The sequence below is a fragment of the Polymorphospora rubra genome, assembly GCF_018324255.1.
Taxonomy (GTDB): domain Bacteria; phylum Actinomycetota; class Actinomycetes; order Mycobacteriales; family Micromonosporaceae; genus Polymorphospora; species Polymorphospora rubra.
Genome location: NZ_AP023359.1, coordinates 2911861 through 2935846 on the forward strand (window position 1 = coordinate 2911861; position 23986 = coordinate 2935846).

At 67.4% G+C, this 23986-nt stretch carries 16 protein-coding genes and 3 pseudogenes; 8 read left to right on the forward strand and 11 right to left on the reverse strand.

Annotation, left to right across the window (positions count from 1 at the left end; translation table 11 throughout):
• The first annotated feature begins 634 nt into the window (after nucleotides 1–634).
• Both Prubr_RS13450 and Prubr_RS13455 read left to right on the forward strand, forming a co-directional pair.
• Nucleotides 635–1606, forward strand: coding sequence for a hypothetical protein (locus Prubr_RS13450; protein ID WP_212825379.1), 972 nt, complete (start codon nucleotides 635–637; stop codon nucleotides 1604–1606).
• A gap of 471 nt (nucleotides 1607–2077) precedes the next feature.
• The gene (locus tag Prubr_RS13455) at nucleotides 2078–3649 is read left to right on the forward strand and encodes an ISL3 family transposase (RefSeq protein ID WP_212825381.1); all 1572 of its coding nucleotides are present in this window, start codon (nucleotides 2078–2080) and stop codon (nucleotides 3647–3649) included.
• 396 nt (nucleotides 3650–4045) lie between these two features.
• Here Prubr_RS13455 and Prubr_RS13460 read toward each other — a convergent pair whose 3' ends face one another.
• Nucleotides 4046–4240: a hypothetical protein gene (locus Prubr_RS13460; RefSeq protein ID WP_212825384.1), complete on the reverse strand. Its 195-nt coding sequence runs from the start codon at nucleotides 4238–4240 to the stop codon at nucleotides 4046–4048.
• A gap of 780 nt (nucleotides 4241–5020) precedes the next feature.
• Between Prubr_RS13460 and Prubr_RS13465 the strand changes: the two genes are divergently transcribed.
• Nucleotides 5021–6439: an ATP-dependent nuclease gene (locus Prubr_RS13465; protein WP_212825386.1), complete on the forward strand. Its 1419-nt coding sequence runs from the start codon at nucleotides 5021–5023 to the stop codon at nucleotides 6437–6439.
• A gap of 365 nt (nucleotides 6440–6804) precedes the next feature.
• Here the strand turns inward: Prubr_RS13465 and Prubr_RS36840 are convergent.
• Together Prubr_RS36840 and Prubr_RS13470 are read right to left on the reverse strand one after the other, a co-directional pair.
• Nucleotides 6805–6964 (reverse strand): annotated as a pseudogene (locus tag Prubr_RS36840) (response regulator transcription factor); the annotation flags it as partial.
• Between the two features lie 944 nt (nucleotides 6965–7908).
• Complete coding sequence (locus tag Prubr_RS13470; protein WP_212825388.1) at nucleotides 7909–10128, reverse strand: Hsp70 family protein; 2220 nt, start codon at nucleotides 10126–10128, stop codon at nucleotides 7909–7911.
• Nucleotides 10129–10644: 516 nt separating this feature from the next.
• On the opposite strand from Prubr_RS13470, the gene Prubr_RS13475 reads away from it, so the two are divergent.
• Both Prubr_RS13475 and Prubr_RS13480 read left to right on the forward strand, forming a co-directional pair.
• Entirely contained in the window at nucleotides 10645–11154 is a 510-nt protein-coding gene (locus Prubr_RS13475; RefSeq protein WP_212825390.1) for a hypothetical protein, read from the forward strand.
• An 80-nt stretch (nucleotides 11155–11234) separates the two neighbouring features.
• On the forward strand, nucleotides 11235–11540 hold the full coding sequence (locus Prubr_RS13480; protein ID WP_212825392.1) for a hypothetical protein: 306 nt from the start codon (nucleotides 11235–11237) through the stop codon (nucleotides 11538–11540).
• Nucleotides 11541–11705: 165 nt separating this feature from the next.
• On the opposite strand, the gene Prubr_RS13485 is transcribed toward Prubr_RS13480, so the two are convergent.
• Nucleotides 11706–11978 (reverse strand): hypothetical protein, encoded by a 273-nt coding sequence (locus Prubr_RS13485; protein WP_212825394.1) that lies wholly within the window; start codon nucleotides 11976–11978, stop codon nucleotides 11706–11708.
• 745 nt (nucleotides 11979–12723) lie between these two features.
• Between Prubr_RS13485 and Prubr_RS13490 the strand changes: the two genes are divergently transcribed.
• Nucleotides 12724–14109 carry a right-handed parallel beta-helix repeat-containing protein gene (locus Prubr_RS13490; protein ID WP_212825396.1) on the forward strand — a complete coding sequence of 462 codons (1386 nt, stop codon included), beginning with the start codon at nucleotides 12724–12726 and terminating at the stop codon, nucleotides 14107–14109.
• A gap of 428 nt (nucleotides 14110–14537) precedes the next feature.
• Here the strand turns inward: Prubr_RS13490 and Prubr_RS13495 are convergent, their stop codons facing one another.
• Nucleotides 14538–14969, reverse strand: a complete 432-nt coding sequence (locus Prubr_RS13495) for a DUF2087 domain-containing protein (RefSeq protein ID WP_246568649.1) — start codon at nucleotides 14967–14969, stop codon at nucleotides 14538–14540.
• 311 nt (nucleotides 14970–15280) lie between these two features.
• Between Prubr_RS13495 and Prubr_RS36845 the strand changes: the two are divergent.
• Nucleotides 15281–15412 (forward strand): annotated as a pseudogene (locus tag Prubr_RS36845) (transcriptional regulator); the annotation flags it as partial.
• A 45-nt stretch (nucleotides 15413–15457) separates the two neighbouring features.
• Here the strand turns inward: Prubr_RS36845 and Prubr_RS13500 are convergent.
• The 4 genes from Prubr_RS13500 to Prubr_RS13515 all read right to left on the reverse strand — a co-directional run bounded on the left by Prubr_RS13500 (nucleotide 15458) and on the right by Prubr_RS13515 (nucleotide 18547).
• Nucleotides 15458–15637 carry a hypothetical protein gene (locus tag Prubr_RS13500; protein WP_212825398.1) on the reverse strand — a complete coding sequence of 60 codons (180 nt, stop codon included), beginning with the start codon at nucleotides 15635–15637 and terminating at the stop codon, nucleotides 15458–15460.
• A 104-nt stretch (nucleotides 15638–15741) separates the two neighbouring features.
• On the reverse strand, nucleotides 15742–16452 hold the full coding sequence (locus Prubr_RS13505) for a hypothetical protein (RefSeq protein WP_212825400.1): 711 nt from the start codon (nucleotides 16450–16452) through the stop codon (nucleotides 15742–15744).
• A gap of 144 nt (nucleotides 16453–16596) precedes the next feature.
• Complete coding sequence (locus Prubr_RS13510) at nucleotides 16597–17244, reverse strand: response regulator (RefSeq protein WP_281425909.1); 648 nt, start codon at nucleotides 17242–17244, stop codon at nucleotides 16597–16599.
• Between the two features lie 127 nt (nucleotides 17245–17371).
• A complete protein-coding gene (locus tag Prubr_RS13515; RefSeq protein ID WP_212825402.1) occupies nucleotides 17372–18547 on the reverse strand; it encodes a sensor histidine kinase in 1176 nt (391 codons plus the stop codon).
• A gap of 114 nt (nucleotides 18548–18661) precedes the next feature.
• Here Prubr_RS13515 and Prubr_RS13520 point away from each other — a divergent pair, with 114 nt between their 5' ends.
• Nucleotides 18662–19840, forward strand: a complete 1179-nt coding sequence (locus Prubr_RS13520; RefSeq protein ID WP_212825404.1) for a sensor histidine kinase — start codon at nucleotides 18662–18664, stop codon at nucleotides 19838–19840.
• Between the two features lie 127 nt (nucleotides 19841–19967).
• Here Prubr_RS13520 and katG read toward each other — a convergent pair.
• Nucleotides 19968–22180, reverse strand: a pseudogene (katG, locus tag Prubr_RS13525) (catalase/peroxidase HPI).
• Between the two features lie 487 nt (nucleotides 22181–22667).
• Nucleotides 22668–23708: an ETX/MTX2 family pore-forming toxin gene (locus Prubr_RS13530; protein ID WP_212825406.1), complete on the reverse strand. Its 1041-nt coding sequence runs from the start codon at nucleotides 23706–23708 to the stop codon at nucleotides 22668–22670.
• Nucleotides 23709–23986 lie beyond the last annotated feature (278 nt).

Here is a 23986-nt window from a genome sequence, read left to right on the forward strand (position 1 = left end):
GAAGATGTGCCGAGGAGATACCCGCCCGAGTTTCGTCGTAAGGTCCTCGCTCTGTTCAAAGCTGGCCGGTCGGTCGCGGAGCTGGTCCGGGACTTGGAGATCTTCCACAACCGGCAACGCCACCACAGCTCACTGGGCATGCTCACCCCGATCGAGTATGAAAGGATCCACCCGATCACCCTGTCCGTGGCCTGACGCCAACTAACACGGCTCCGAAAAACCCGGCAACATCAGCCTCTACAAGGTCCGGGGGCGGTTCAGCCGTCGGGTTCAGACTCGGGGCGGAGGTCGATCTCGGTGCTTGATTGCCGGTCGGTGCGGCTACCGCGTATACGCACGGTGTCCCGCGCTGCGGCATCGCCCGCAGCAGCCCAGAGGCGGGGGCAGGCTTTCAATCGGTGGAAGTCGATGAGGCCGGCTGGGTGGTTCAGGGGTGGCTGGACAGAGCGATCGTGGAGGGGTAAGACAGTATGACGAGGCCTCCGGTTGCGGCATCGGATCTTGGGCGACTGCTGTCTTTCCGGGATCCGCGTCCTATGCCGACACCGCCCTTACTTAGCCCCGCGACCAGCGCCATCACGATGAGAATGGCTCTATAGCTGATGGGCCGTCCCCAGTGCGGAGATCGATTCCTTTGACCAATCTGGATCTCCACGCCTCGCTGGTCCGAGGTCGGCAGGCGGTCGAGGCGTATATAGTTGAGTGCCGCGATCAACTCGGCGAATATACGTGGGATGAAGAGAATGCCACTGACCGTTTGATCCACGCGGTGTATCCGGCCGCTAGGTATATCCCTTTCAAACGCAATCAGGAGGGCGGGACCCCTACCTCTAGCGGAACCGGTGCCGACTGGCTGTGGTGGTGGCTGTCCCCAACCGGCGAGTGCTTCGGCATGCTCGTTCAAGCAAAGAACCTCAAGCGGATAGGTAAGCGATGGGCCGTCGATCTCGAATATGCAAAGCGCAAGCAGATCATCGACCTGCTTAACGCCTCCGATCTCCTCGAGGTGCCGGCCGTCTACGCGCTCTACTGTGGCGATCCTGCATATCGTCCTGACCTCACCTGCGGTGAAGGCCACACCTCTGACACTCTCGACCGGTGTCACCGATCTGGCGTGTGCGCCCTGCCCGCCCTGATTGCCAGCCAGCTCGCTACTTTCAGCGCACTCGACCCGCCAGGCCAAGCCGCCATCGAGGCGTACCAGAATGCGATCCCTCTGGAGGATCTCGCCGACACCAGTCTGGGGACCCCGGTCGTTCACGATCTCAACCTCCGCCACATCGACGGCAAACTGCTGGAGTTCCTCACCCAGCCGCAAGCCACGGCGCGTGGCATTGCCAAGAAGATCTTTGAGATGGTGTCAAGAATGCGATCGGGTCAGTTCGCCCTGGCGGTCAGCGAACATCGGCGGGTTGACGAGAATGCGTTCGTCTTCGCAAACCTACCGACAGACCGAGGACATTTCGGCGTACCGTATTTCGATCATGTTTTGCGGGGACTCCGTCGTCAACCTCCGGACTACCTTGTAGCGATGGCAGGCGGGGACGACCCTCCGGCGTGGCTGTCCAGGCTCGTGGCGGGGATCGCGCTGTTCGATGTGGTGTGACGCCGGAGTCCTTCTGGCGGTATGTCTACCGGACCGCCGACCATCATGGACAGGCCATCGACGTGCTCGTCTCGGCCGTCGGGACGTCGCAAACCGGCGGTTTCTCCGCCGGGCGCTGGCCACGTTGAAGGTCACCCCCTACAAGGTGGTCACCGACGCCGCCCCGATCTACCCCGGAGTGCTTGACGATCCGGTCCCGTCTGCGTGGCATCACGCCGAACGGCATGCCGACAATGCGATCACAGCCAGCTCAAGCATCGGTGCACCCGGCGACCTGCCGTCAACGCCTTCATTCACCCGCCGCCTAGCCATCGACATTCCTCTATGCCCGAGATGTTGCGACCACCGGGTTGAATCCGTGTCGGCGGCCAGTGAAAAAGAGGTTCTGATCCACTTCTTGTGGAGCGCTGACAGGCCGTGATGGGCAAGACGGCATCATGATCGCTTGTGTCGGTAGTTCCACTCAGGACCTTGCTCTCTCACTCTGACCAGGTCCTGATCCAGGGCATCAGCACGGTTCGGGGCGTGGCGATCATCAAGGCCACCACGATGACGTCGCGCGACGACTGCCCCGGGTGTGGTGTCGTGTCCACGCGAGTCCATGGCCGTTACCGGCGTCGGCTGGCCGACGTGGCCCTGGCCCGCTGGCCTGTGCTGCTGGACCTGCAGGTCCGACGGTTCCGATGCGCGACCACGGCCTGCGTCCGGCGAACCTTCGTCGAGCAGGTCGACGGGCTGACCCACCGGTTCGCCCGCCGCAGCCTGCCCCTGCGGCAACTCCTCGTGACGATCGGGCTCGCCCTGGCCGGGCGGGCCGGGGCCCGGCTCACCCGCGCACTGGCCATCCCCGCCAGCGCGAACACCCTTCTGCGGATGTTGCGTATCCAACCTGACCAGCCGCTGGCGCGGGCACCACGAGTCCTCGGCGTCGACGACTTCGCCCTCAAACGCGGCCACGTCTACGGCACCGTGCTGATCGACATCGAGGCCGGACGCCCCATCGACGTCCTGCCGGACCGGACCGCCAAAACCCTGACCACCTGGCTACGCCACCATCCCGGGGCGGAGATCATCTCTCGGGATCGAGCCAGCAGCTACGCCGAAGCCGCCCGCCTCGCCGCCCCGGACGCCATCCAGGTCGCCGACCGGTTCCACCTCTGGAAGAACCTGCGCGATGTCGTCGAGAAATGCGTCGCCGCGCACCGTGCCTGCCTCACCGAACCCACCCCGACACCTGACACAGACCCGCCAACCGCGCAGTCCGACCCAGCAGACCAGATCGACGCCCGTTGGGACGGACCACGGGCCGCCCGCACCCGTCAACGCCACGCCGCCGTACACGAACTACGGGTCAAAGGCGTAGGCATCTCGGCCATCGCCGACACCCTCGGCCTGGACCGCAAGACCGTACGCCGCTACGCCCACACCACCACCGCCGAGGAACTGCTCACCCAGCCGGCCCACCCAGGCGGCAAGACCCTGCAGCCGTACCTCGCACACCTGCACCGACGGTGGAACGAGGGCTGCACCGACGCAGCCACGCTGCACGCCGAAATCCGCGAACAGGGCTACCGCGGCAGCCATCGCACCGTACGCCGACACCTGCAACCCATCCGGCACAGCGGTCTACCCGCCCTCACCACACCGGCAACGCCAACCACCCGGCAGGTCACAGCCTGGATCGTCCGCAAGCCGGACTCACTGGCCGCCGGAGACCAGAACCACCTCACCCAGATCCTGACCCGCTGTCCCGAACTGAACGCCGTCGCAACCTGCGTGACCAGCTTCGCCGCCATCATGGACGAACATCGAGGCCACGACCTGCCCGAATGGCTAACCCAGGCCGACGCCACCGAACTCGCCCCACTACGCAGCTTCACCCGCGGCCTGCGTCACGACCTGGCCGCCGTGACCGCCGGCCTCACCCTGCCCTGGAACTCCGGCCCCGTCGAAGGCCACGTCAACCGCATCAAAATGCTGAAACGCCAAATGTGCGGCCGCGCAAGCTTCGATCTCCTACGGCACCGCATCCTCCACGCCTAACCACCAAACCACCTCACCGTCCGTCACCGCTCCACAAAAAGTGGATCAGAACCGTGAAAGATCCCCGTAGGCGGCCATTTACCGCCTCGCTGATGGCCGGGGCTCTCGTAGACACGCCCCGGGCGGTAGGTGCCGCACCGCAGCGTTGCTCCGACGGCCTCGGAGGAAATGGTTGCCTTGATGGTGTTCTGTCTGGCCCTGCCGGTCACGATGGCTTGGCAACGCGGTCTACCGACGCGGGATCGGCGGATTCGGATCTCGGTGGCGTCCAGTCGCAGGGAACGCCTTCGGAGGTGGCGTAGGCGATCACGTTGGCCAGGGTCCGTCGTCGTAGGCCGTTGGACAGGGCGCCGGCGCGGCCGGCCAGCAGCGGACGGATCTGACCGATCGCCCGGGTCACTGTCGTACGGCGACTCCGAACGCCACCGCCAGGGCCTGGTGCGGGATGCCGAGACTTAGGTGGGCCAGCGCCAGCGTCATCACCAGCCAGTCGACAGAGCCCAGCACCAGCGGTCGGCCCGCACCGGCCGCCCGCTGCCGGTGTCCACTACGCCGGGAGTGCAGCCGGCCCTCACGCCCGGCAATCCACAACGGATACAGCCTCGACTGCAGGAGGTTTAGGTGATTGCCGGAGATCCCGGTCAGCGCGGGATGGCTGAAGGCACGACGCGCCCAACGGGCCGACACCCGCAGATCCTCGACCACGCCGACCGGCGGATACCCAACGCCCTACTGCGCGCAAGGCCGTTGATCCGCAGACCTTGAAGAGATGATCAACGAGTCTGTGATAGACCGTTGCGGGGCGTTCGGGCGAGCAGACGTCGGCTAGGTAGATGAGGGGTATTGGATGCGTCTTGAGTCGGTCGTGGTATCGGGGTTCAGAAGTTTGGACCAGGTCGGCGCTATCCCCCTCGGTAGACCTACCATCCTCACCGGACACAACGATGGGGGAAGACCGCCACTCTGGATGCGATCGCCTTCTTACTCGGCGCATACACGCTAAGGGATGAGGATCGTACTTTCGCTAGGCGGCCGGATCGCGGTGGCGCGGCCAACGACGGGCAGGGCACCGGAGAATCGGCGGACAGGGCGTCGGCAGCCGAAGGGGCAGGGCACCGAGTTGCCCATACGCTGGTCGAGGGAACCTTCACCCTCAGCGCGGCTGAACAAGCCGATCTTGGGCTGCCGGAGAGTGTGCGAGTCCGGCGGTTCGCCCCGCAGGAGCAAGCCCCCACGCTCCAGTTGTTCCGGAACGTTCCCGTCGATCCAGAACTTCGCGACTTTGATAGCTTGAAGGTTTCGGACCTTAAGGCTCTGGCAACGAAGCTCGGCTTGAAAGGCGAGAAGGCGCCCTCGAACCGAGCTGGCTGGGTGGATCTCCTGCAGGCTTTCGCGGAGCAAGCCTCCCACATGGACGACTGGGCCGACGCGCCGGCCAAGGTTCAACAGCGACTGCCCCGCCTGCTGAGGTTCGGAGGCGAACAAGCGTCCGTCGATGCGGCGGTGAAAACGATTCTCAACTCCCGCTACAAAGTGCACTTCGAGGAACCCGAGCTGCACGTCCGCATCCGGGCACTGGAGTCCGAATTGAGCAGCCGCTTGAAAGACGATGCTGCAGACCTCTGCAAGCACATCATGGACCGCTGTCCGGACCTGACAGAAGTCGAAGTCCTTCCAGAGGTCTCCTTTTCTGGCGCCTTCAAATCCGCGCGTCTCCAGCTTGCCCGCACCGGCGGGGAAGCTGTAGCCGTAGACGCCGCCGGAGCCGGAAGGGCGCGACGGATCAGCCTGGCGGTTTGGGAATGGGCCAGCGAGGTGCTACAAACCGAAACCGTAGCCGGACCCGCACCTATAGCCCCATACTTAAATGACGATGCGGGCGAGGCAAACGCGCTGCAGGACGCTCAGCCCGACGTCGTGATCCTTTACGACGAGCCCGATACCCACCTTGACTACTCACATCAGCGTCGCGTGATGCAACTGATCCGCGAGCAGTGTGTCCTGCCTCAGATCCGGATGATGATCGCCACGCACTCGATGAACCTCATCGACGGAGTCGATATCGCATCCATCGTTCACCTGACTCTGCGTAACGATCGCACCGTCATGGAGCGCCTCGCCGACGAGTCGGGGCACGAAGAGACTGACCGCCATCTGGCGCACATCGCGACGGCCCTTGGCCTACGCAACAGTGTCCTTTTGCACGAAAGGCTCTTCGTTGGAGTTGAGGGTCCCACGGAGCAGCAGGCAATCCCCTTGCTGTTCCGGCTGGCCATGGGGATGCCACTGCAGTCAGCCGGTATCGCGCTCTGGGCCTGCAACAACAACGAAGGTGCACTCATGTTCGCAAGATTCCTCGCGAACCACAATCGACGAGTCGCCGTACTCATCGATGCGGACAGTCGCAAGAATCAGAAGATCTTCGGCGACGACAAACTCAAGAAGTACGGCCTCAATCCCGACCGGGACCGCCTGATGATTGGCGGCGAGGATCGAGAGCTTGAGTACCTTTTCACTGATGAGCAGTGGGCAGCTGTCGCGAATGCTAAATGGTTACGAACGGACGGAGAGCCATGGACGGCTGACTTGATTGCTAGCAAGCGCTCAGACAAGAAGTTCAGTGAAGCTTTGCTGCAAGAATTCAAAACCTCCAGCCTCGATGGGCCGCAGGGCAAGCCGGAGATGGTTTACGAGCTGGTCGCAACCTTCCAGGCGCCGGAAGAAGTTCCCGAAGAGCTGCACCAGCATTTCATTAAATTGGTCGATCTAGCCAACCCCGCCGACCTGTGATGCTCGCCGAGCCTTCATGCGCGCCAAGCGCTGCTCGTTGGTAGGAGCCGTCCACATGTGCATGCCGGCGCCCTTGATCCAGCGTTGGCCATGTGAGCGCTGCTCGGTTCCGCACCAGCGGCATCCGCTGGGCATGGGTGCGGTGTAGTGTCGTACGTCGTAGCGCAGTGCTGGCGGCATGACCTACCTCCAAGCCTTGATGTAGTCAAGGATGACACGGGGGTATGACACTTTCCACCTGTCCACAAGATCGACATTGGGTTAGGCGTGTCGCTCTCTGGCGCTCAGGTGAACACGGAGCGCTCATGTCTATGTCTGCGAGGGTAGGCCACGCTCGCTCTGGCAAGCTCCGACGAACCGCACAGCGCCGGCTGCGCCCGGATTCGGCGGGCCAGCGCCCGGATGCGCAGGATCAGCTCCGGGAAGTGGAAGGGCTTTGGCGAGATAGTCGTCCGCGCCCAGGGGCAGCCCGCTGACCCGGTCGCCGGGCGCGCTCGCCACGGTCAGCATCAGGACCTGGTATCGCCGTGCTGTTCGATCGGACTGGTCGCGGGTGCGGTGGGGCGGGACTGCTGTTCACCGCTGGCCGTGGTGCTCAGGTGGTGCTCGGACGTCGAACAACTGACACGGACGCCCAAGGACCCAGCCGGAAAACGGGCTGCCAAAGCCGAGGGCGACGAGGGATAACCAGGTCATGATCCCGATGCGTGCGCGGGACCTGCGTGTATCCAGCGGGACTGTGCGAGATGGAGGGGTAGACATTTAGACCGACTCTGGTAGGGTGTTATTCGGGGAGAGGATGAACTGAGCGGCCGACTACGGATCAGAAGGTTAGGGGTTCGAGTCCCTTCGGGCGCACAAGATCGGAAGGCGTCTGACTTGCGGAAACTTGGGTCGGGCGCCTTTGTTGTTTTGTTCCTTGTGGATGGTTGGGTGCTCGGTGGGTGCTCGTGCGACGAGCATCCCTCGCGTCCCGGCCCGTCCAGCGGCGGCGCGTCCTGTCCGGGTTGGTTCGGATCATGGTGTCCCCTATTGCCTGGAGCCCGGATAGTGAGGGTGAACCGGCCAGCCAACGCCAGCCGCATGTCGTCGGTCTTGTTCCGCGGCACCCCGCGGGCCAGCCCGGCCAACACGACTGGGTCTCGCTCGTCGGCGACGAGCGCGTCGAACATGGCCCGGCCCGAGACGCGCGGCCTCGGGTACGGAACCATATCCGCAATACACCTAACCGCCGCAGGGTTCACCGAACTCGCCCGAGCGATCTGACCGCAGACCCGACACCGGTTCAACACGCCCACCGAGAAGATGCGTCGGGAAGCCCGCGTTGAACGCCTTCGCCATCACCTTCAGCGACCGCTTCCCGGCCGGATCTGCGATGTCCGTCAAACCGGGTCAGGCCCCGGGCTGATAACCCGCGGGTCGCGCGGCTTTCTACGCAGATGGGGTGTTACGCCGTATGAAGGTGAGCGTCATGACGCCGTTATGCGCCAGATCCGGGGGCGCCCCGCGTCGACGTTCCACAGTCGTGCGGTGCCGTCACTGCTGGCGGTGGCGAGGGTTCTGCCGTCGGGGCTGAACGCCACAGCGTGGACCCCGTCGGTGTGGTCGGTGAGGGTGGCGGCGGTCTGGCCGGTGGCGACGTCCCACAGCCGTGCGGTGCCGTCCCTGCCGGCGGTGGCCAGGGTTCTGCCGTCGGGGCTGAACGCCACAGCGGCGACATAGTTGGTGTGGCCGGTGAGGATGGCGGCGGTCCGGCCGGTGGCGACGTCCCACAGCCGCGCGGTGCCGTCCCTGCCGGCGGTGGCGAGGGTCCTGCCGTCAGGGCTGAACACCACGGCGATGACCAGGTCGTTGTGGTCGGTGAGGATGGCGGCGGTCCGGCCGGTGGCGACGTCCCACAGCCGTGCGGTGCCGTCCCTGCCGGCGGTGGCGAGGGTTCTGCCGTCGGGGCTGAACGCCACAGCGGCGACAAAGTCGGTGTGGCCGGCGAGCATGGTAGTGGTCTGGCCGGTGGCGACGTCCCACAGGAATGCGGTGCCGTCATCGTCGGCGGTGGCCAGGATTCTGCCGTCAGGGCTGAACGCCACAGCCTCGACTCCGTCGGTGTGGCCGGTGAGAATGGCGGCGGGCCTGCCGGTGGTGACGTCCCACAGCCGTGCGGTGCCGTCACCGCCACCGGTGGCGAGGGTTCTGCCGTCAGGGCTGAACGCCACAGCGTAGGCCCCGTCGGTGTGGCCGGTGAGAATGGCGGCGGGCCTGCCGGTGGTGACGTCCCACAGCCGTGCGGTGTCGTCATAACTGGCGGTGGCGAGAGTCCTGCCGTCAGGGCTGAACACCACAGCGGCGACAAAGTGGGTGTGGCCGGTGAGGATGGCGGCGGGCCGGCCGGTGGCGACGTCCCACAGCCGTGCGGTGCCGTCCCTGCCGGCGGTGGCCAGGGTCCTGCCGTCAGGGCTGAACACCACGAGCGTGACCTGGTCGCTGTGGCCGGTCAGGGTGCGCTCCACCGTCACATCGTCCGGGGTGATGTCGGCTGCTGTCGGCTGATCGGCATCCCCGGTCGAGGTGTACGCCGGTGCCGGTGGTGGTGGGGTGGGTCCGGTTGGGGTGTGGGTGGTGGTTGGGCCGTGAAGTGCGCCTTCGGCGACGACGAGTTCGGGGTGGTCCAGGGTGGTGGGTGCGATGCGGAGGGTGCGGTGGAGCAGGGAGGCGACCAGGGGTAGCCGGGAGGAGCCGCCGACCAGGAAGATGCCGGCTAGGAGTTGTCGGGGTACGCCGGCGTCGCGAAGCAGGGTGGCGGTGAGGTCGACGGTGCGCTCCAGGTGAGGGCGGGCCGCCGTTTCGAATTCGTCGCGGGTCACGTGGACGACGGTGTCGATGAGGGGGATGTGCAGGTCGGCGCTGGTGTGGCGGGATAGTTGTTCCTTGGCGGTGCGGGCGTCGCGCCACAGCAGTCGGTGGGCGCGTTGGTCGGCGGGGGTCCGTGGCCATTCCAGCCGCCCCCACGCATTGGTGGCGGTGGCGGTCAGTGACCGGGCGTGGTCGACGATGGTGGCGTCGAGGTCCAGACCACCGATGTCGTCGAGCCCCGTGGTGGCCACGACCTCCAGCGCGTCCTGGGTGCGGCGGACGATGCTGACATCGCAGGTGCCGGCGCCGAGGTCGTAGACGAGAAGGCATCGACCGGCCGGCAGGTCCTTGCCGATAACACCGGCGAAGTACGCCGCCGCGGCGACGGGTTCGGCGACGAAACCGCATTCGCCGAACCCGGCCTGCTCCGCGGCGGTGGCCAGAACGCCCAGCCGGGTACGGCTCCATCCGGCGGGGTGGGTGAGCGCCACCGTGTCCGGTGGTCCGCCGGCGACCCGTCGCGCCTCGGCGTTCACCCGGGTCAGCACCGCCGCGATCGCGTCGGTGACCGTGATCTCCCGATCGGCAAGCCAGATCACGCGATCGTCGATACGCCGTTTCGGGTTGGCCTCGAACCCGGCGGGCTGGGCCGACGCGGCGCGCTCGGCATCCGCACCGGTAAACAACGGGCCGGTATCCAGCCCGGCGAACACCCCGGAGGGCAGCAGCGGCGACGCATCGAACAGCAACGGCTTGGCCCGCCCGTCCCGGCCAGCGAGCATCGCCACCGTCGAGGAGGTACCGAAATCGACTCCGAGCCGGTATCCATTCGCCGTCACCGGATCACCCTATGGCAATGCCTCAAATTCGGGAGAGGAGCAGATCGGGCACACGCCCCGCGATGATGGGCGACGGTTTCCGCCATCCAGGCCCTCGACGCCGTGCCCCGTCTGCGCCAGTGTGTGGTCACGTCCGCCGCGTCCGCCACGCGGCTGGGGAGGGCCAGCGAGGGCTGCGGCAGCTGCGCTCGGAGCTGAAGATGATCCCGGCGTTGCCGGTGGCCGAGCTGCGGACCGAAGCAGACGACCTCGCTGGCCGCTCCAGAGGCCGCCCAGATCACGGCCCAGATCGTGCAGGTGAACGGTGGTGCCGAGCGAGGGCGCTGAACCACTGACGCAGACTCCGCGCGGTGCGACCAGTCATCATCTCGCCGTAGCGGAGATCCGTGCGGCAATCGATAGACTTGATCGATTGGATCACCCGGGGCGGCGGGTGTCCGCAATAGCCGGTTCGCTGCGGCCTTTGCTCGACTGGCCGGCACGTATGGAACCCGGCCGTCAGGATCAGGAGGATGAATGAACGAAGTGGACGATCGTCGGCGCGACGTGGCAACTGACGTGCGACGTCCGGTGAGCGCCACGATCGCGGCGCTGCTCATGGTGCCGGTGTCGGCAACGTGGGCGCTCCTCGCGATAGCGTGGGCCGTCGTGGTGTACCGCATGGAGGGTGCGCTGATTCTGCGGATCCCGCTCGGCGTTGCCATCTCTGCACTGTGCGCCCTGGTCGCGCTGATGGGTGTGGTGGGCGTGGTTCAGGCCTGGCGCGGCGCGACGCCGCTGCTGCGACTGCCGGCGCAGTTCACTGTCGGTCTTTTCGTCATCGCCATAATCAACCTGTTCGTGCAGGGCCGGATCAGTTGGTCACCGTCGCAGACCGTGCCGCTGGCCGTGGGTGTCGTCGCGGCGCTGGCACTCCTGTTCAGCTATCGCCCGGCCGCCGCGGCGTGGTTGACCCGTGCCGGCGCCGGCACCTCTCGTGCTGTTTCGGCTGGCCGGCCACCCTATCCGCGAGGGGGCGTCGGATGACCGCCCCGGAGACTCCGAGAGGTCGCCCCGCCGCGGCGGGCCCACGCGGAACCGGGCGACGACAGCTCGGCGGGGTACTGGTGGTCGTCAGTCTCTTCGTCCTCTTCTTCGCCTTCCGCTCCCACTCCGACATCAACAATTACGACCCGTCGGCCGCACCGATGTGCGGTGATGAGGTGATGACTCCTCGGGACACCTGTTGGTTCGCCGAGGGGGATGGCAGCTACGAAGGGCAGAAGGATGAGGCAGCCAAGCAGCACCGCATCGACCTGTGGATCCGCGACATCGGCTTCATCGCCAGCCCTGCGCTGTTCGTGGGCGGCATCCTGTTGATCGTTTGGGGTACCCGCCGGGTGCGGGCGGCGCGGCAACCCGTCCAGGAATAGATCGACCGACGGCGCCCGTTCCCGTGGATGCCGGCGAGAATGTCGCTGGCGGCACCGATACCGCCGGCATCACCGGGGTCCGTCGTTCCGTGACTGGGCGACCTTCCGGTCCACCCGACGTTCGTGACGGTTGCCTATCGCCCGTGCTGCGGGCGGCGCAGGCAATTACTGCAGAAGATCTACGATATTGATCCGCTCTCCAGTGTCCGAGGGCCTCAAGTAGGAAATAGCTGCGAGGTCGAACTGCTGCAACACGTCGGCAACCATCCTCAGTGCCTCATCTCGGGAAATCGGCGAGACGACCTCTAGATCAATATTGCCGCCCAGGTCGCCCCCGCCGGCGCCAACAACCTCTAGGGCGTCGATCGATTCGAGCGCATCCTCTACGTCATCTCGATCCACAGGTAGTAGATCCGTAAAATATATGTCGATATACATTGCCGAAACCTGCCTATCTCAATAGTTCTTCGAAGAAGGCGTCCATGTAGCCTGGAGACTTGCGCGTCCTGTCCCGCTCGGTCAACTATTCACTGAACTCACCTATACGTTGGCCGTTGCCGGCCAGACGCGGATCAGATAGCGTTCGATTCCAATGATTCCATGCCAGGTGGCGCCCGACTCTGCGGTCGTCGCGTGCGTGGTTTGACGTCGCACACGAGCGATGACTTCCCGTGCCGCCTTCCGGCCATCGTGGGCGAGGCGTAGGGAGTACGTACCCGCGCCCGCTCCGGCATCAAGGTTTCGGAATGGTTCCGGTGCATCTCCGTCGCCATCGGATACCCGGAAGTGTCCGGTCGTCCATCCGCGGGTGATCGGAAGCGTACCCGGTCTCTCGGCATATTGGTCCTTGGTGGTGGTTGTTGGGCGAGTGCGGAGGGTGATGGTGGTGGGCGTTTTGGCATGCCACACGCCGCCGTGTCCTGACAGTTTGTAGTGGACTATTGACTTTCCGTGTTGTCGATCTTTACGGTGCGTGTGCACTGTCGTCGATGCCCACGGGGGTTCGTGGTGTTGGGCGGAACGGGGTTGTTCGCGCCTGATTTCGGTGGTCCACCGGGTGGCTCGGCGGCTGGTCCTTGCCGTGGCGGTGCTGGTTGCGGTCACGCTGCTGCCCTACGTTTCCGCGTGGGCGCAAGGTTCATAGGGGAGTGTCAATGATCGGACGATTGGACGGGGAATCGTTGTGGAGTTGCTGAGTAGGCGAAACGCGTTGCTCGCAGGGCTGGCCACCACCACAGTGGTCGGCGGACTGGCGGCGACCGCCTCCGTGGCGCACGCCGCGCCGGAAGTCACCGGTGACGGCTGGATCTCGGTGCTCGATCATGGCGCGGTCGGTGATGGCGTCACGGACGACACGGCGGCGATCCAGGCGGCGTTGACCGCGGCTGCCGGCACTGGAGAGAGTCTGCTCTTCCCCGCTGGCCGGGTCTTCAAGGTCAGCAATGAACTTGTCGCCTCGGGACTTACCGACTTCGTGATTCTCGGCTACGCGGCCACCCTCATGCTCGGCGGCGCGCAACCGTCCACCAACGGCGGCAAGGCCGTTCTGCGTCTCACCAACTGCCACAGGTTCAAAATCATTGGCCTGGAGGTGCGGGACAGCGACCGCACGCAGCAGTATGACGGGATCCGCGTCTCATCGTCCAGCGGCGGTGTCATCGATGGCGTCACTGTCCGTGATGTTCGTTTCAATGGCATTGTCGTGTTCGACGCCGTTCCCAGACAGTCCGACGATATCGCGATCACCAACTGCACTACTGAAGGCACCCGCTTCGGCATCTCGTCCAACGGCAAAGATGTCCGGATCATCAACAACCACGTCGCGATGGACTGGCCGTCGACCGCTGAGGCGCAGGCGAAAGGCGGCGTGTGGAGCGCGCCGTCGGACTACTACGACGGCATCTGCGTATGGGCGGGCGCTGACCGTAACATCGTCTCCGGCAACACGATCACCGAGTGCGGGCAGGCGGGCGTCTTCACGCAGGCATGCACCAACCTGGTTGTAGCTGACAACACCGTCACCGGGTGTCAGCTACGTGGCATCGAAGTGGACGGGAGTAACGGCGGAACGGCTCCCAGCGGAATCGCCGTCGGCGTCACGATCACCGGAAACGTCGTAACCAACTGCATAGGCCACATCAACCTCGTAAGCGCTCGTGACGTCACCGTGGTGGGTAACCGCATCGAAAACCCCAACTCGTCACGGGCCGTGAGCTGTATCGCTATCAATCTGAACACCACCAAGACGGTGGTCGTAGGGAACTATGCGCGGCAAGCCCACGCTACATTCCCCGCGATCTACGTCACCGAAGCATCGACCGACGTGACGGTGGCTTGGAACACCGTCGACGCGGCCGTGCCACACCAAGCTCCCGCCGACACCGTGATCATCCGCCGGAGCGGTCCTGGTCAGATCCGTACCGAGGGCAAGTTCATCGCCGTCGGCGGTATCGGGGTGGGCAACAGTGTTCCCGCGACAACCCCTGGCTCAGTAGTGCGGAAGATCGAGATTTTCACCTCGACTGGTGCGAGCCTCGGCTGGATTCCCGTCTACAACTCGATCAGCTGATCAAGCTGGTGACCCATAGGCCCCAGCGGCTCGTTCGCGATAGCCACGCGGTGGTTGCCACGCGGGCCGAGCTGCTGGGGCCGATGGCGGGCGAGACGGGTTCACTCGTCTGGCGCTGGGCGGCGGTCAATGGCGCATTGCCGACGACGACACCGCAGCCAGGGTTTCCAGCCAGGTGTGGCAGCCTCTGGACGAGGTCGTCCCGCGGCTCCTGCCGTTGCTCGACTTTCGCCCGGGTTCGGTACATCGTCGTCGAAGCGTCCGAGGGCCCCGTCGACCCGTTGACGGACCGCCGTGCCGCCCAAGAACAGGCCAAGGACGGCGGCAAAGGCCGTGGACAAGGCTGAGGAGAACGTCCAGAAGGCCCAGACGAAGCTCCAGGACGCCGAGAGCAGGTTCGAGAAGAGCCTGGTGAGCGCGGGCCGGTGTCAGCCGGACGACCCACGAGCTGGCAGCGTGCGTGACGTGCCGTAGGTGGTGCCGGCCCGGTCGCGCTCCAGCCAGCCGGTGTCGACCAGCATCCGTCGGGCGCCGGCCACGTCGTCGGTGACCGCGGACAGCCGCCGGTTGATCTCTTCCTCGTCGCAGGGGCTGTCGAGGTCGAGGAAGCGGGTGAGCATCTCCGACAGCAGCTCCCACCGTTCCGACAGGGTCGGCGGGAAAGTGGTCAGCCGGCCGTGCGAGAAGAGGTTGCGCAGCTCCGGATACACCACGAGCAGGCGGCTGATGGGCTGCTGACGGTCGAGGTCCGCGGCGGCCTCGCGCAGGGCGTCGAGCCGGGCCCGGTAGACGCCGGTGCCGGTACCGGTCGCCACGCCGATCGCCTTGAGCCGGGCGAGCACCGCCCCGGCCCTCGGCACCGGGACGTCGAGGGCGTGCGCCAGCTCGGCGACGGTGGCGCCGTCCTTGCCCCGGCGGGCGAGTTCGGCCAGCGCCCGCAGGCGCTCGGGGCGGCCAGTTGGGCGAGGACCTCCGCGGCGTGCGCGGCTTCGGCGGACATCCGGTCATTCTGCCCGGCGTCACTCACGGCCGGCGACCACGTTTCCGGCCGCGCGGAGCAGCGGCACCGGACGCGCAGGCGGCGGCACGCTCTCGGTGACCGACACATTCCGCGAGGCCTATCCCTGACAAGGTGTGGTTACCGGCCCCGGCAGGCCGAATACTTCGTGACGTGGACGCCAAACGACAGCTCGGCGACTTCCTGCAGGCCCGCCGCTCGCAGCTGAGGCCGGAGGATGTCGGCTTGACCACCTATGGCGATCGGCGGCGGGTGACCGGGCTCCGCCGGGAGGAGTTGGCGCTGCGGCCTACCAGACCGCCAAGGACCCGAACCTGATCGTCACCACCCTCAGCCGTCCATGTTGCTGACGGCCACCTGCACCCACAGGATCGAGGCTGCGGCGATGCCCAGAAAGGTGAGAACTGACAGCCCCGCCGCAGCACCGAGGCTCAGGCGCCGGCGGGCCACGACGAAGACGATGGCGGATGCGACCACCGCGAACAGCGCCAGGTAAACCGAAAATCCCATCTCTGCTTCCTTCTGTCAGTTGGACGCGCCACAGCACCGAACCGTCCTTCAGACAGAAGGAATCGCCGGAGGTGGCGTGGCTTTGGTGGAGTCGACGAGAGCCGTCACCCGGCGTACGGCACGACCTGCAAGCCGGTGTGCCCGTCCCCGGAGACCGTGATGCGGCCGTCCCTGACGCCGATGATGCCGTAGGCACCGTGCAACTCGAACAGGCCGGAATCACCTGCCGGGACCACCCGCCAGACCTGCGACGACTTCCCGTCCTCGCAGGTCTCCAGCGCCAGCGCGGCACCGGCGGTGTCCGCGACGCAGTACCTGCCGCCGACCTCCTCGTTCCAGAACGGCGGCCTGATGACCACCCGGTTCTCCGCCGACACCGCCGCCGGGTGCAGGGACATCATCGTGGAGTCCGTCCGGCCGGTCCCGGTGAAGTCGACCCCTCCCTGACCCACCTCCAGGAAACGATCCACGCCATCACCGGCGACGTCGATCAGCACACTCCTGCCGGCCTTGATGCCGGTGATGCCGAGCCCGGACAGATCCGAGGTGACCTTCGCCCTGGTCGTCGTCCCGGCGGGGGCGGCAGCTGTTCCTCCGGTCGACGGGCCGGCAGTCGGCGCGGCCGAGGTCGCGCCGGAAGCCGCGGAGACAGCCGGCGACGCGGCCGGCCCGGAGGTGACCGGTCCGCCGGCCGTGCCCTGGCCGCCGGTGCAGGCCGTGAGCAGGGTGGCGGCGGCGAGGGCAGCCCCGATGGCGAACGGACGGGTGGGCCGGCGCCCTGACGGGCTCGCCTCACACAGTGGTTGCGGGTTCATGCCACAGAGACTGCCGAACGGCAGCCGCGATGCCTTCCACCTGTGAGCCGGCATCGGCTCGGCGCTGAGCGGATATCAGGCACCCGCACCTCCACCGAAAGGCGGAGACGTACGGGCACTCGGACAGGTCCCGCCACCGACCTTTCAGGCGTCGACGAGACCCGCGCGCCACGCCCAGGAGGCGACCTCGACCCGGTTGCGTACGCCGAGCTTCGCCTGCGCGGCAGCCAGATGAGTCTTGACGGTGGACACCGCCACGAACAACTCGCCCGCGATCTCCTGGTTGGTCAATCCCCGCGCCACCGCCCGTACGACGTCGCTCTCCCGATCCGTCAGCGCCTCCACCGGTGCCGTCGCCCGGACCTGCGGCCGGTCCCGGAAATGACGCAGCAGCCGGACCGTGACCTGCGGCGCCACCAGGGCGTCGCCGCGTACGGCCGCCCGCACCGCCTCCACCAGCAGGGCCGGTCCGCAGTCCTTGAGCAGGAATCCGCGTGCCCCGTACTGCAGGGCGGTGTCCACGTACTCGTCGTCGTCGAACATGGTGATGACGACGACCGCGACGGGGTCGGCCACGTCGGGCCCCGCGAGCAGCCGGGTGACCTGCAGCCCGTCCAGACCCGGCATCCGGATGTCCAGTACGCACACGTCCGGGCGCAGCCGGCGCGCCGCCTCGACCGCGGCCCGCCCGTCGGCAACGTCGGCCACCACCGTGATGTCCGGCTGGGCTTCCAGGATCATCCGGAACCCGACTCGCATCAGCTCCTGGTCATCGGCGATCAAGACCCGCACTGCCTACCGTCCCTGTCCTTGTAACGGCATCTCGGTGGCCACCGACAGCCCTCGGTCGCCGCCCGCCCGCCGCAGATCCACGCCGATCGAGCACGAATGATACGGGCAGATACAGCGATGCCCGGGCCTACCGCCCGGCCCTGCGCAGCGGCACGTCGGCGGTCACCCGCCAACCGCCGACCGCGCGGCCGGCGGTGAACCGGCCGCCGAGCAGGTGCACCCGCTCCCGCATGCCGACAAGCCCGAAACCACCGCGGCGTCTGCCGATTGTTGGCCCGGCCCTCCCGTCGTCGCAGACCTCGACCCGGAGGTTGCCCTCCCCCGCCCGTACCGATGCCACTATCTCCCGTGCCCCGGCGGCATGACGCCGGGCATTGGTCACCGACTCCTGCACGAGGCGCAGCACCGATGTCGCGACCTCGTCGGCCACCGGTTCGGCCAGGTTGACCGTCAGCCGTACCGGCGGACTGCCGGCCGACGTCATCGCGCGCAGGTCGGCCGCCAGGTCGGTGGTCCGCGCCAGCGGCGCCGGCGTCCGGCCATCGCCCTGTTCACGGTCGCGCAGCGCGGCGACCAGGCGACGCATCGCCGACAACGCCTCGATACCGGAGCGTTCGATCACCGGCAGCACCCGGGCCGCCGCATCGGGGTCCGTCGCGGACAGCACCTGCGCGGCCCGGGCCTGCTCCATCATCGCGCCGACCTGGTGCGCCACCACGTCGCGAAGCTCCCGCGCCAGGCCCAGCCGCTCACGCTGCTGCGCCGCGACCACCGCAGCCCGGCTCGCGCGGGCCCGCTCCCGGTCACGACCCCGCAGATACATGCCGTACGCCACCGGCAGCACCACCATCGCCATTCCCGACAGCGACACACTCCACCACGGCTCCGGCACCGACCCGTCGGGCAGCGACCAGTACTGCGGCCGCAGCTGCGCCGCCGTCCCGCCGGTGGCCAGAATCAACCCGACGAGCCCGGTCGCCGCAACCGCCGGAACCCGCCGGACCACCGCCACGATGATGGCCCCCAGTGCGCCGAACTCGGTCACCGCCAGGCCCGCCAGCATCTCGGCGCCGACCACCCGTAGCAGCCCCGACGAGACGACCAGCGTTGCCGCGGCACCCAGCGCCGCGGCAACCGGCCGCGCCTGCGCCAGCAGCGCCATGGCCGCCAGCGCGACGACGCCCGGTGCCATCCAGCCCCGGCCCGCGGTTTCGAGCTCTCCGGAGAACCGCACGTCGAGCAATGCCAGGACCATCAGCAGAACAGCCAACGGCCACTGCCGCAGCACCGATGCCACAGTCACCCCACCAACCCGCAGCGCCTCCACCACTCACGGGAGGACACCGGACACAGTACGGTTCATCGTCCTCAATGGCTGTTGCGCTATCTTCACCTGCGGCTACCGGGACCGTGACCGGTGCGAGGACTGCTTGGTGGCGGCGTGAAGCTCGACTGGCGAGGTCTGATTACCTGGGAGTGGCCCCTGGCCGGGCTGCTCATGCTCGCACTGGCCCTGGACGGAGCGGCGGCGAGCGGGCTGACACATTACGACCAGCGGTGGGAGCTGCCGAGTTCCCTCGCCGTGTGCGGCCTCGCGCTGCTGGCGTCCCGCTGGCCCGCCATCGCGGGTGTAGGTGTTGCGGTGGTCCTGCTGGTGTGGTCGGTGGTGCTGCGGCTGGCCAGCGTCGCGGTCCTCTCCGTCGCGGGCGGGTTGCTGGGTGCCGAGGTCGCCGCGGTCCTGGCCGTCATCGTCGCCGTGGTCCGCCGGTCGTCCAGGTCCACCGCCACCGGCATCGTGGGGCTGCTCCTGCTCGGCTGTCTCGCGGTCCGTGTCCTGCGCCCAGACCACCCGGACTCCCCGCAGGACCTGGGCTGGAATGCGATTCTGCCGGTGCTGGCCGTCCTCGCCGGGTGGTACCTGCGGGCCCGCGACGCCGAACACTCGCGGGAGATGCGGGCTGTGGTGGTCGCGGCCCAGTTGCGGGAACGGGTTGCCCTGGCTCGGGAGCTGCACGATGTGGTGGCGCACCACATCGGTGGGATGGTGGTGCAAGCCCAGGCGGCGCAGGCGGTGGCGGTGCCCGATCCCGGCGCGCCGGCGCGGGTACTGCCGGTGATCGAACGCGCCGGCACGGACGCCCTGTCGGCGATGCAGCGGATGGTCGTCATGCTGCGAGACACCGGCGAGGGCGGCGGGGAGCCGGCGACGCTGACCACGGACCTGGTCGCCGATCTGCACGGGCTGACCGCCGATGCGGGAGGTGGCACGCCGGTCCGGCTGACGGTGGAGCTCGCCGAGCCCGTACCGGCGGAGGTCGCGACCACGGTGCTGCGGCTGGTCCAGGAGTCGGTGACGAACGCGCGCCGGTACGCCACCGGCGCCCATGAGATCACCACGACGGTACGAGCCGGCGGCGGGACCGTCCGGGTGCAGGTACGAGACGACGGCCGACATACCGACCAGCCGAAGAGGTCCGGGGGCGGCGGTTACGGCCTGGTCGGCATGCGGGAGCGGGTGCAGTTGCTCGGCGGCCGGTTCGAGGCGGGCCGGTTGCCCGGTGAGGGCTGGCAAGTGCTCGCGGATGTGCCGCTCTGAGACCCGAAGAAACGGGAGCTGCGGGTTGGTCCTCGCGCGCGTGTGCGGCGGTTACCGGCGGAAGAGGGGACGGGTGGGCCGAAGACGTCCGGGCCGGCCGATGCGACGGCCGACCCGGACATCGGAATCAGGCCAGGTCGAACCGGTCGAGGTTCATGACCTTGTCCCATGCGGCCACGAAGTCACGTACGAACTTCTCCTTGGCGTCGGCGGTCGCGTAGACCTCCGCGTTGGCGCGGAGCTGGGAGTGTGAACCGAAGACGAGGTCGACGGCGGTGGCGGTCCACCTGACCTCACCCGTGGCGCGGTCCCGCCCCTCGTACACGTTCTCCGACGACTGGGCCGTCTTCCATTCCGTACGCGGGTCGAGCAGGTTGACGAAGAAGTCGTTCGTCAACGTCCCGGGACGGTCGGTGAAGACGCCGTACGGGGACTGCCCGGCGTTGACGTTCAGTGCCCGCAGGCCGCCGATCAGCACCGTCAGCTCGGGCGCGCTCAGGTTCAGCATGAACGCCCGGTCCAGCAGCAGGGTCTCCGGCGACAGCTTCTCCCCGGCGCGCAGATGGTTGCGGAACCCGTCCGCCCTCGGTTCGAGGACGGCGAACGTCTCCACGTCGGTCTGCTCCTGCGACGCGTCCGTACGACCCGGCGCGAACGGGACCGCGATGTCGTGCCCGGCGTCCTTGGCCGCCCGCTCGACGGCCGCGCACCCGGCCAGCACGATCAGGTCGGCGAGCGAGACCTTCCTGCCGCCGGTCTGTTCGCCGTTGAAGTCCTGCTGGATCCGTTCGAGGGTCTGCAGGACGGTGGCCAGCTCGGCCGGGTTGTTGACCTCCCAGTCCTTCTGCGGCGCGAGGCGGATGCGGGCCCCGTTGGCCCCGCCGCGCTTGTCGGTGCCGCGGAAGCTGGCCGCCGACGCCCAGGCCGTGGCGACCAACTGGGAGACGGACAGACCCGACTCGAGGACCTTGACCTTGAGGGCGGCGGCGTCCTCGGCCGTGACCAGCTCGTGGTCGACCGTGGGAACCGGGTCCTGCCACAGCTGCGGCTCCGGCACCCATGGGCCGAGGTAGCGCGAGACCGGTCCCATGTCGCGGTGCAACAGCTTGAACCACGCCTTCGCGAACGCCTCCGCGAGCTGGTCCGGGTTCTCCCAGAAGCGCCGCGCGATCGGCTCGTAGATCGGGTCGATCTTCAGCGCCAGGTCCGACGTCAGCATCATCGGGGCGTGCCGCTTCGACGGGTCGTGGGCGTCCGGCACGGTGCCTTCGGCGGCGGTGTCCTTCGGCTTCCACTGCTTCGCGCCGGCGGGGCTCGTCGTCAGCTCCCAGTCGTACCTGAACAGGTTGTCCAGGTAGCCGTTGTCCCACTTCGTCGGCTCGGTGGTCCAGGCGCCTTCCAGCCCGCTGGTGAGCGTGTCGACGCCCTTGCCACTGCCGTACGAGTTCTTCCAGCCGAGCCCCTGCTGCTCGACGGGGGCGCCCTCCGGCTCCGGGCCGAGGTACTGCGGGTCGACCGCGCCGTGCGCCTTGCCGACCGTGTGGCCGCCGACGATCAGCGCCACCGTCTCCTCGTCGTTCATCGCCATCCGGGCGAAGGTGTCGCGGATGTCGCGGGCGGACGCCAACGCGTCCGGGTGCCCGGCCGGCCCCTCCGGATTCACGTAGATGAGACCCATCTGTACGGCACCGAGCGGCTCCGAAAGCTCCCGGTCGCCGCTGTAGCGCTCGTCACCGAGCCAGGTGTCCTCCGGCCCCAGAAGATCTCCTCTGGCTCCCAGATGTCCTCGCGCCCGAACCCGAACCCGAAGGTCTTGAACCCCATCGACTCGTACGCGCAGTTGCCGGCGAAGACGAGCAGGTCCGCCCACGAGATCTTCCGGCCGTACTTCTGCTTGATCGGCCAGAGCAGCCGGCGGGCCTTGTCCAGGCTCGCGTTGTCCGGCCAGCTGTTGAGCGGCGCGAACCGCTGGGAGCCGCTGCCGCCGCCACCCCGGCCGTCGGTGATCCGGTACGTGCCGGCGGCGTGCCAGCTCATCCGGATGAACAGCGGCCCGTAGTGGCCGTAGTCGGCCGGCCACCACTCCTGCGACGTCGTCATCAGCTCGAAGAGGTCCCGCCTGAGCGCCTCGACGTCGAGGGACTTGAACTCCTCCGCGTAGTCGAAGTCCTCGCCCATCGGGTTGCTCCGGGGTGACTGCTGGTGCAGAACCGACAGGTCCAGCTGGTTCGGCCACCAGTCCCGGTTCGTACGGGGCCGGGTCGCCTTGACAGTGGGGGCGGGGATCGCGGGGTTCTCGCTCTCGCTGATGCTCTCGGTCACGTCCTTCTTGTCAGACAACGTCTGCCCTTCCTGTGTCGGTCCGGTGACTGGTTGTTCCTGTCGTTGGCGTACGTGTCGGGTCTGCGTTAGCGGGTGAACTCGGCTTCGTCCCTCACGTGGCCGGACTTCGCGCCGTGGATGTCCTGGTGGGGGCCCTCCGACGTCTCTGGTGTCTGGCGAAGTCCTGCCGCTTTTCTGGAATCAATCAAGTCTCGGGCGTCGGTCCTAGACCTCATGTCCGGACCGTACCGCTACGTACCGTGTCTGGCATCTGCTACGGGGCATTGAGTGGCGGCCGGTCCCGACCGCGACGGCTTCGTGGCCACGGCCGTCACCCGACGTCGACCGGCGCGGCCGCGCGGCGTCGTTCGGCTCTGCCTGTTCGGCACTTTGAGCGATATGGGCGTTATGTCGATAGCGACCGGATCACCGACGCGGACGGCTGGCAGCGGGCGGCCCGGCCGGAGAATCTCCGACCGGGCCGCCGTCCTGTCCTGTTGTCGTGCTACCGGGTCGGCGTGACCTTGACGATCGTCGGCGCCGGGTTGGCCGGCGGCGGGACCGGCGTCCCGTCCAGGTAGTACTGCCGCGTCTCGATCTGGATGTTCCGGCTGGTGACGCCGGTGAACCATCCCCCGACCGCTCCGGGCGCCTTCGCGCCGCTCTTGTAGGTGAACTCCCCGGTCATCCAGTACGGCACCGAGACGGACCCGCTGGCGATCAGGACATCCGCCTCCATCCTCGACCACGGGGGCATGTTGATGTTCTTCGACCAGGCCAACGTCTTGGTGTTGGACGTCGAGCCGTTCCGCGTGAAGGTGCTCGTCGCCGAGACAGTGACCGCTATCTGGCCATTGAGGAGGACCGGAATCCCGGTTTCGAAAGTGGTCGATGCCGAGACCGCGAAGCCGTGGGAGTCCGTCCAGGACGCACTCTCGTTCACCTGCGTGGAACCGCTGATAGCGAAGGACTGATCCACGGCACTGGCGTTGCTCTCGCGCACGTGCTCGTAGTTGTCCAGCGCCAAGTTCCAACCGCGGGCCGAGAGGTCGTAGTCGATCCGCTCGGCGACGAACCTGTCGATCTGGTCCATCTGGCGGCAGACGCCCTTGTTCGCGCCGCCGCCGACGCTGACCGCCGTCACACAGACGTTGTGCCCTGCGGCCGACGCGGGCAGCACCACCTCGAAGCCGTGTGCCGCGCCGTACTTCGGGTAGGCGGCGGCGACATCGGTCCGGACCTGGTTGGCGGTCATGGTGTGGGCCGGCTTGCCGTCGATGCTGATGCTGACGGTCAGTGGCGTGGTCGGCGCGTCGTCGTCCGCCGTCCAGCCCCAGATGTGGATGCCGTTGTGCGGGTACACGACCTGCCGCGCACCGTCGAAGGCGAGCACCGGCACCTGCCCCGGCGGCGTCGGCTCCGGCTCCACAGGTCCACCGCACCGGGGCGGCGGAACCGGCACGTTGCAGTTGGGGCCGGCGGTCGCGGGCTGCGCCACCGCCAGCGCCAGGCTGGACCCGGTCAGCAGAGCCCCCAAGGCAGCCACGCCTCTTCTTACTCGCATCAAACCTCGCCTCTTTGTCGTGCGTCGCCGGACCCGCCACGGACCGACCGACGCATTGATCGGTATGTCGAACGAGCTGTGCAGAGCATCGCCGCGCCGCCTGGCGGAACATTGAAGATCCACTGGAAGTGAATGGGATCCCGGCTGTGAGCGGAGGCGTCGCCCGATCATCTGACCGCCCGTGCCCGTGCCCGTGGCCGGCCGCAGGGCAGGGACTGGGCACTCTTTCCCCAGGCCAGTTCGGGGTGGGACACTGAGCC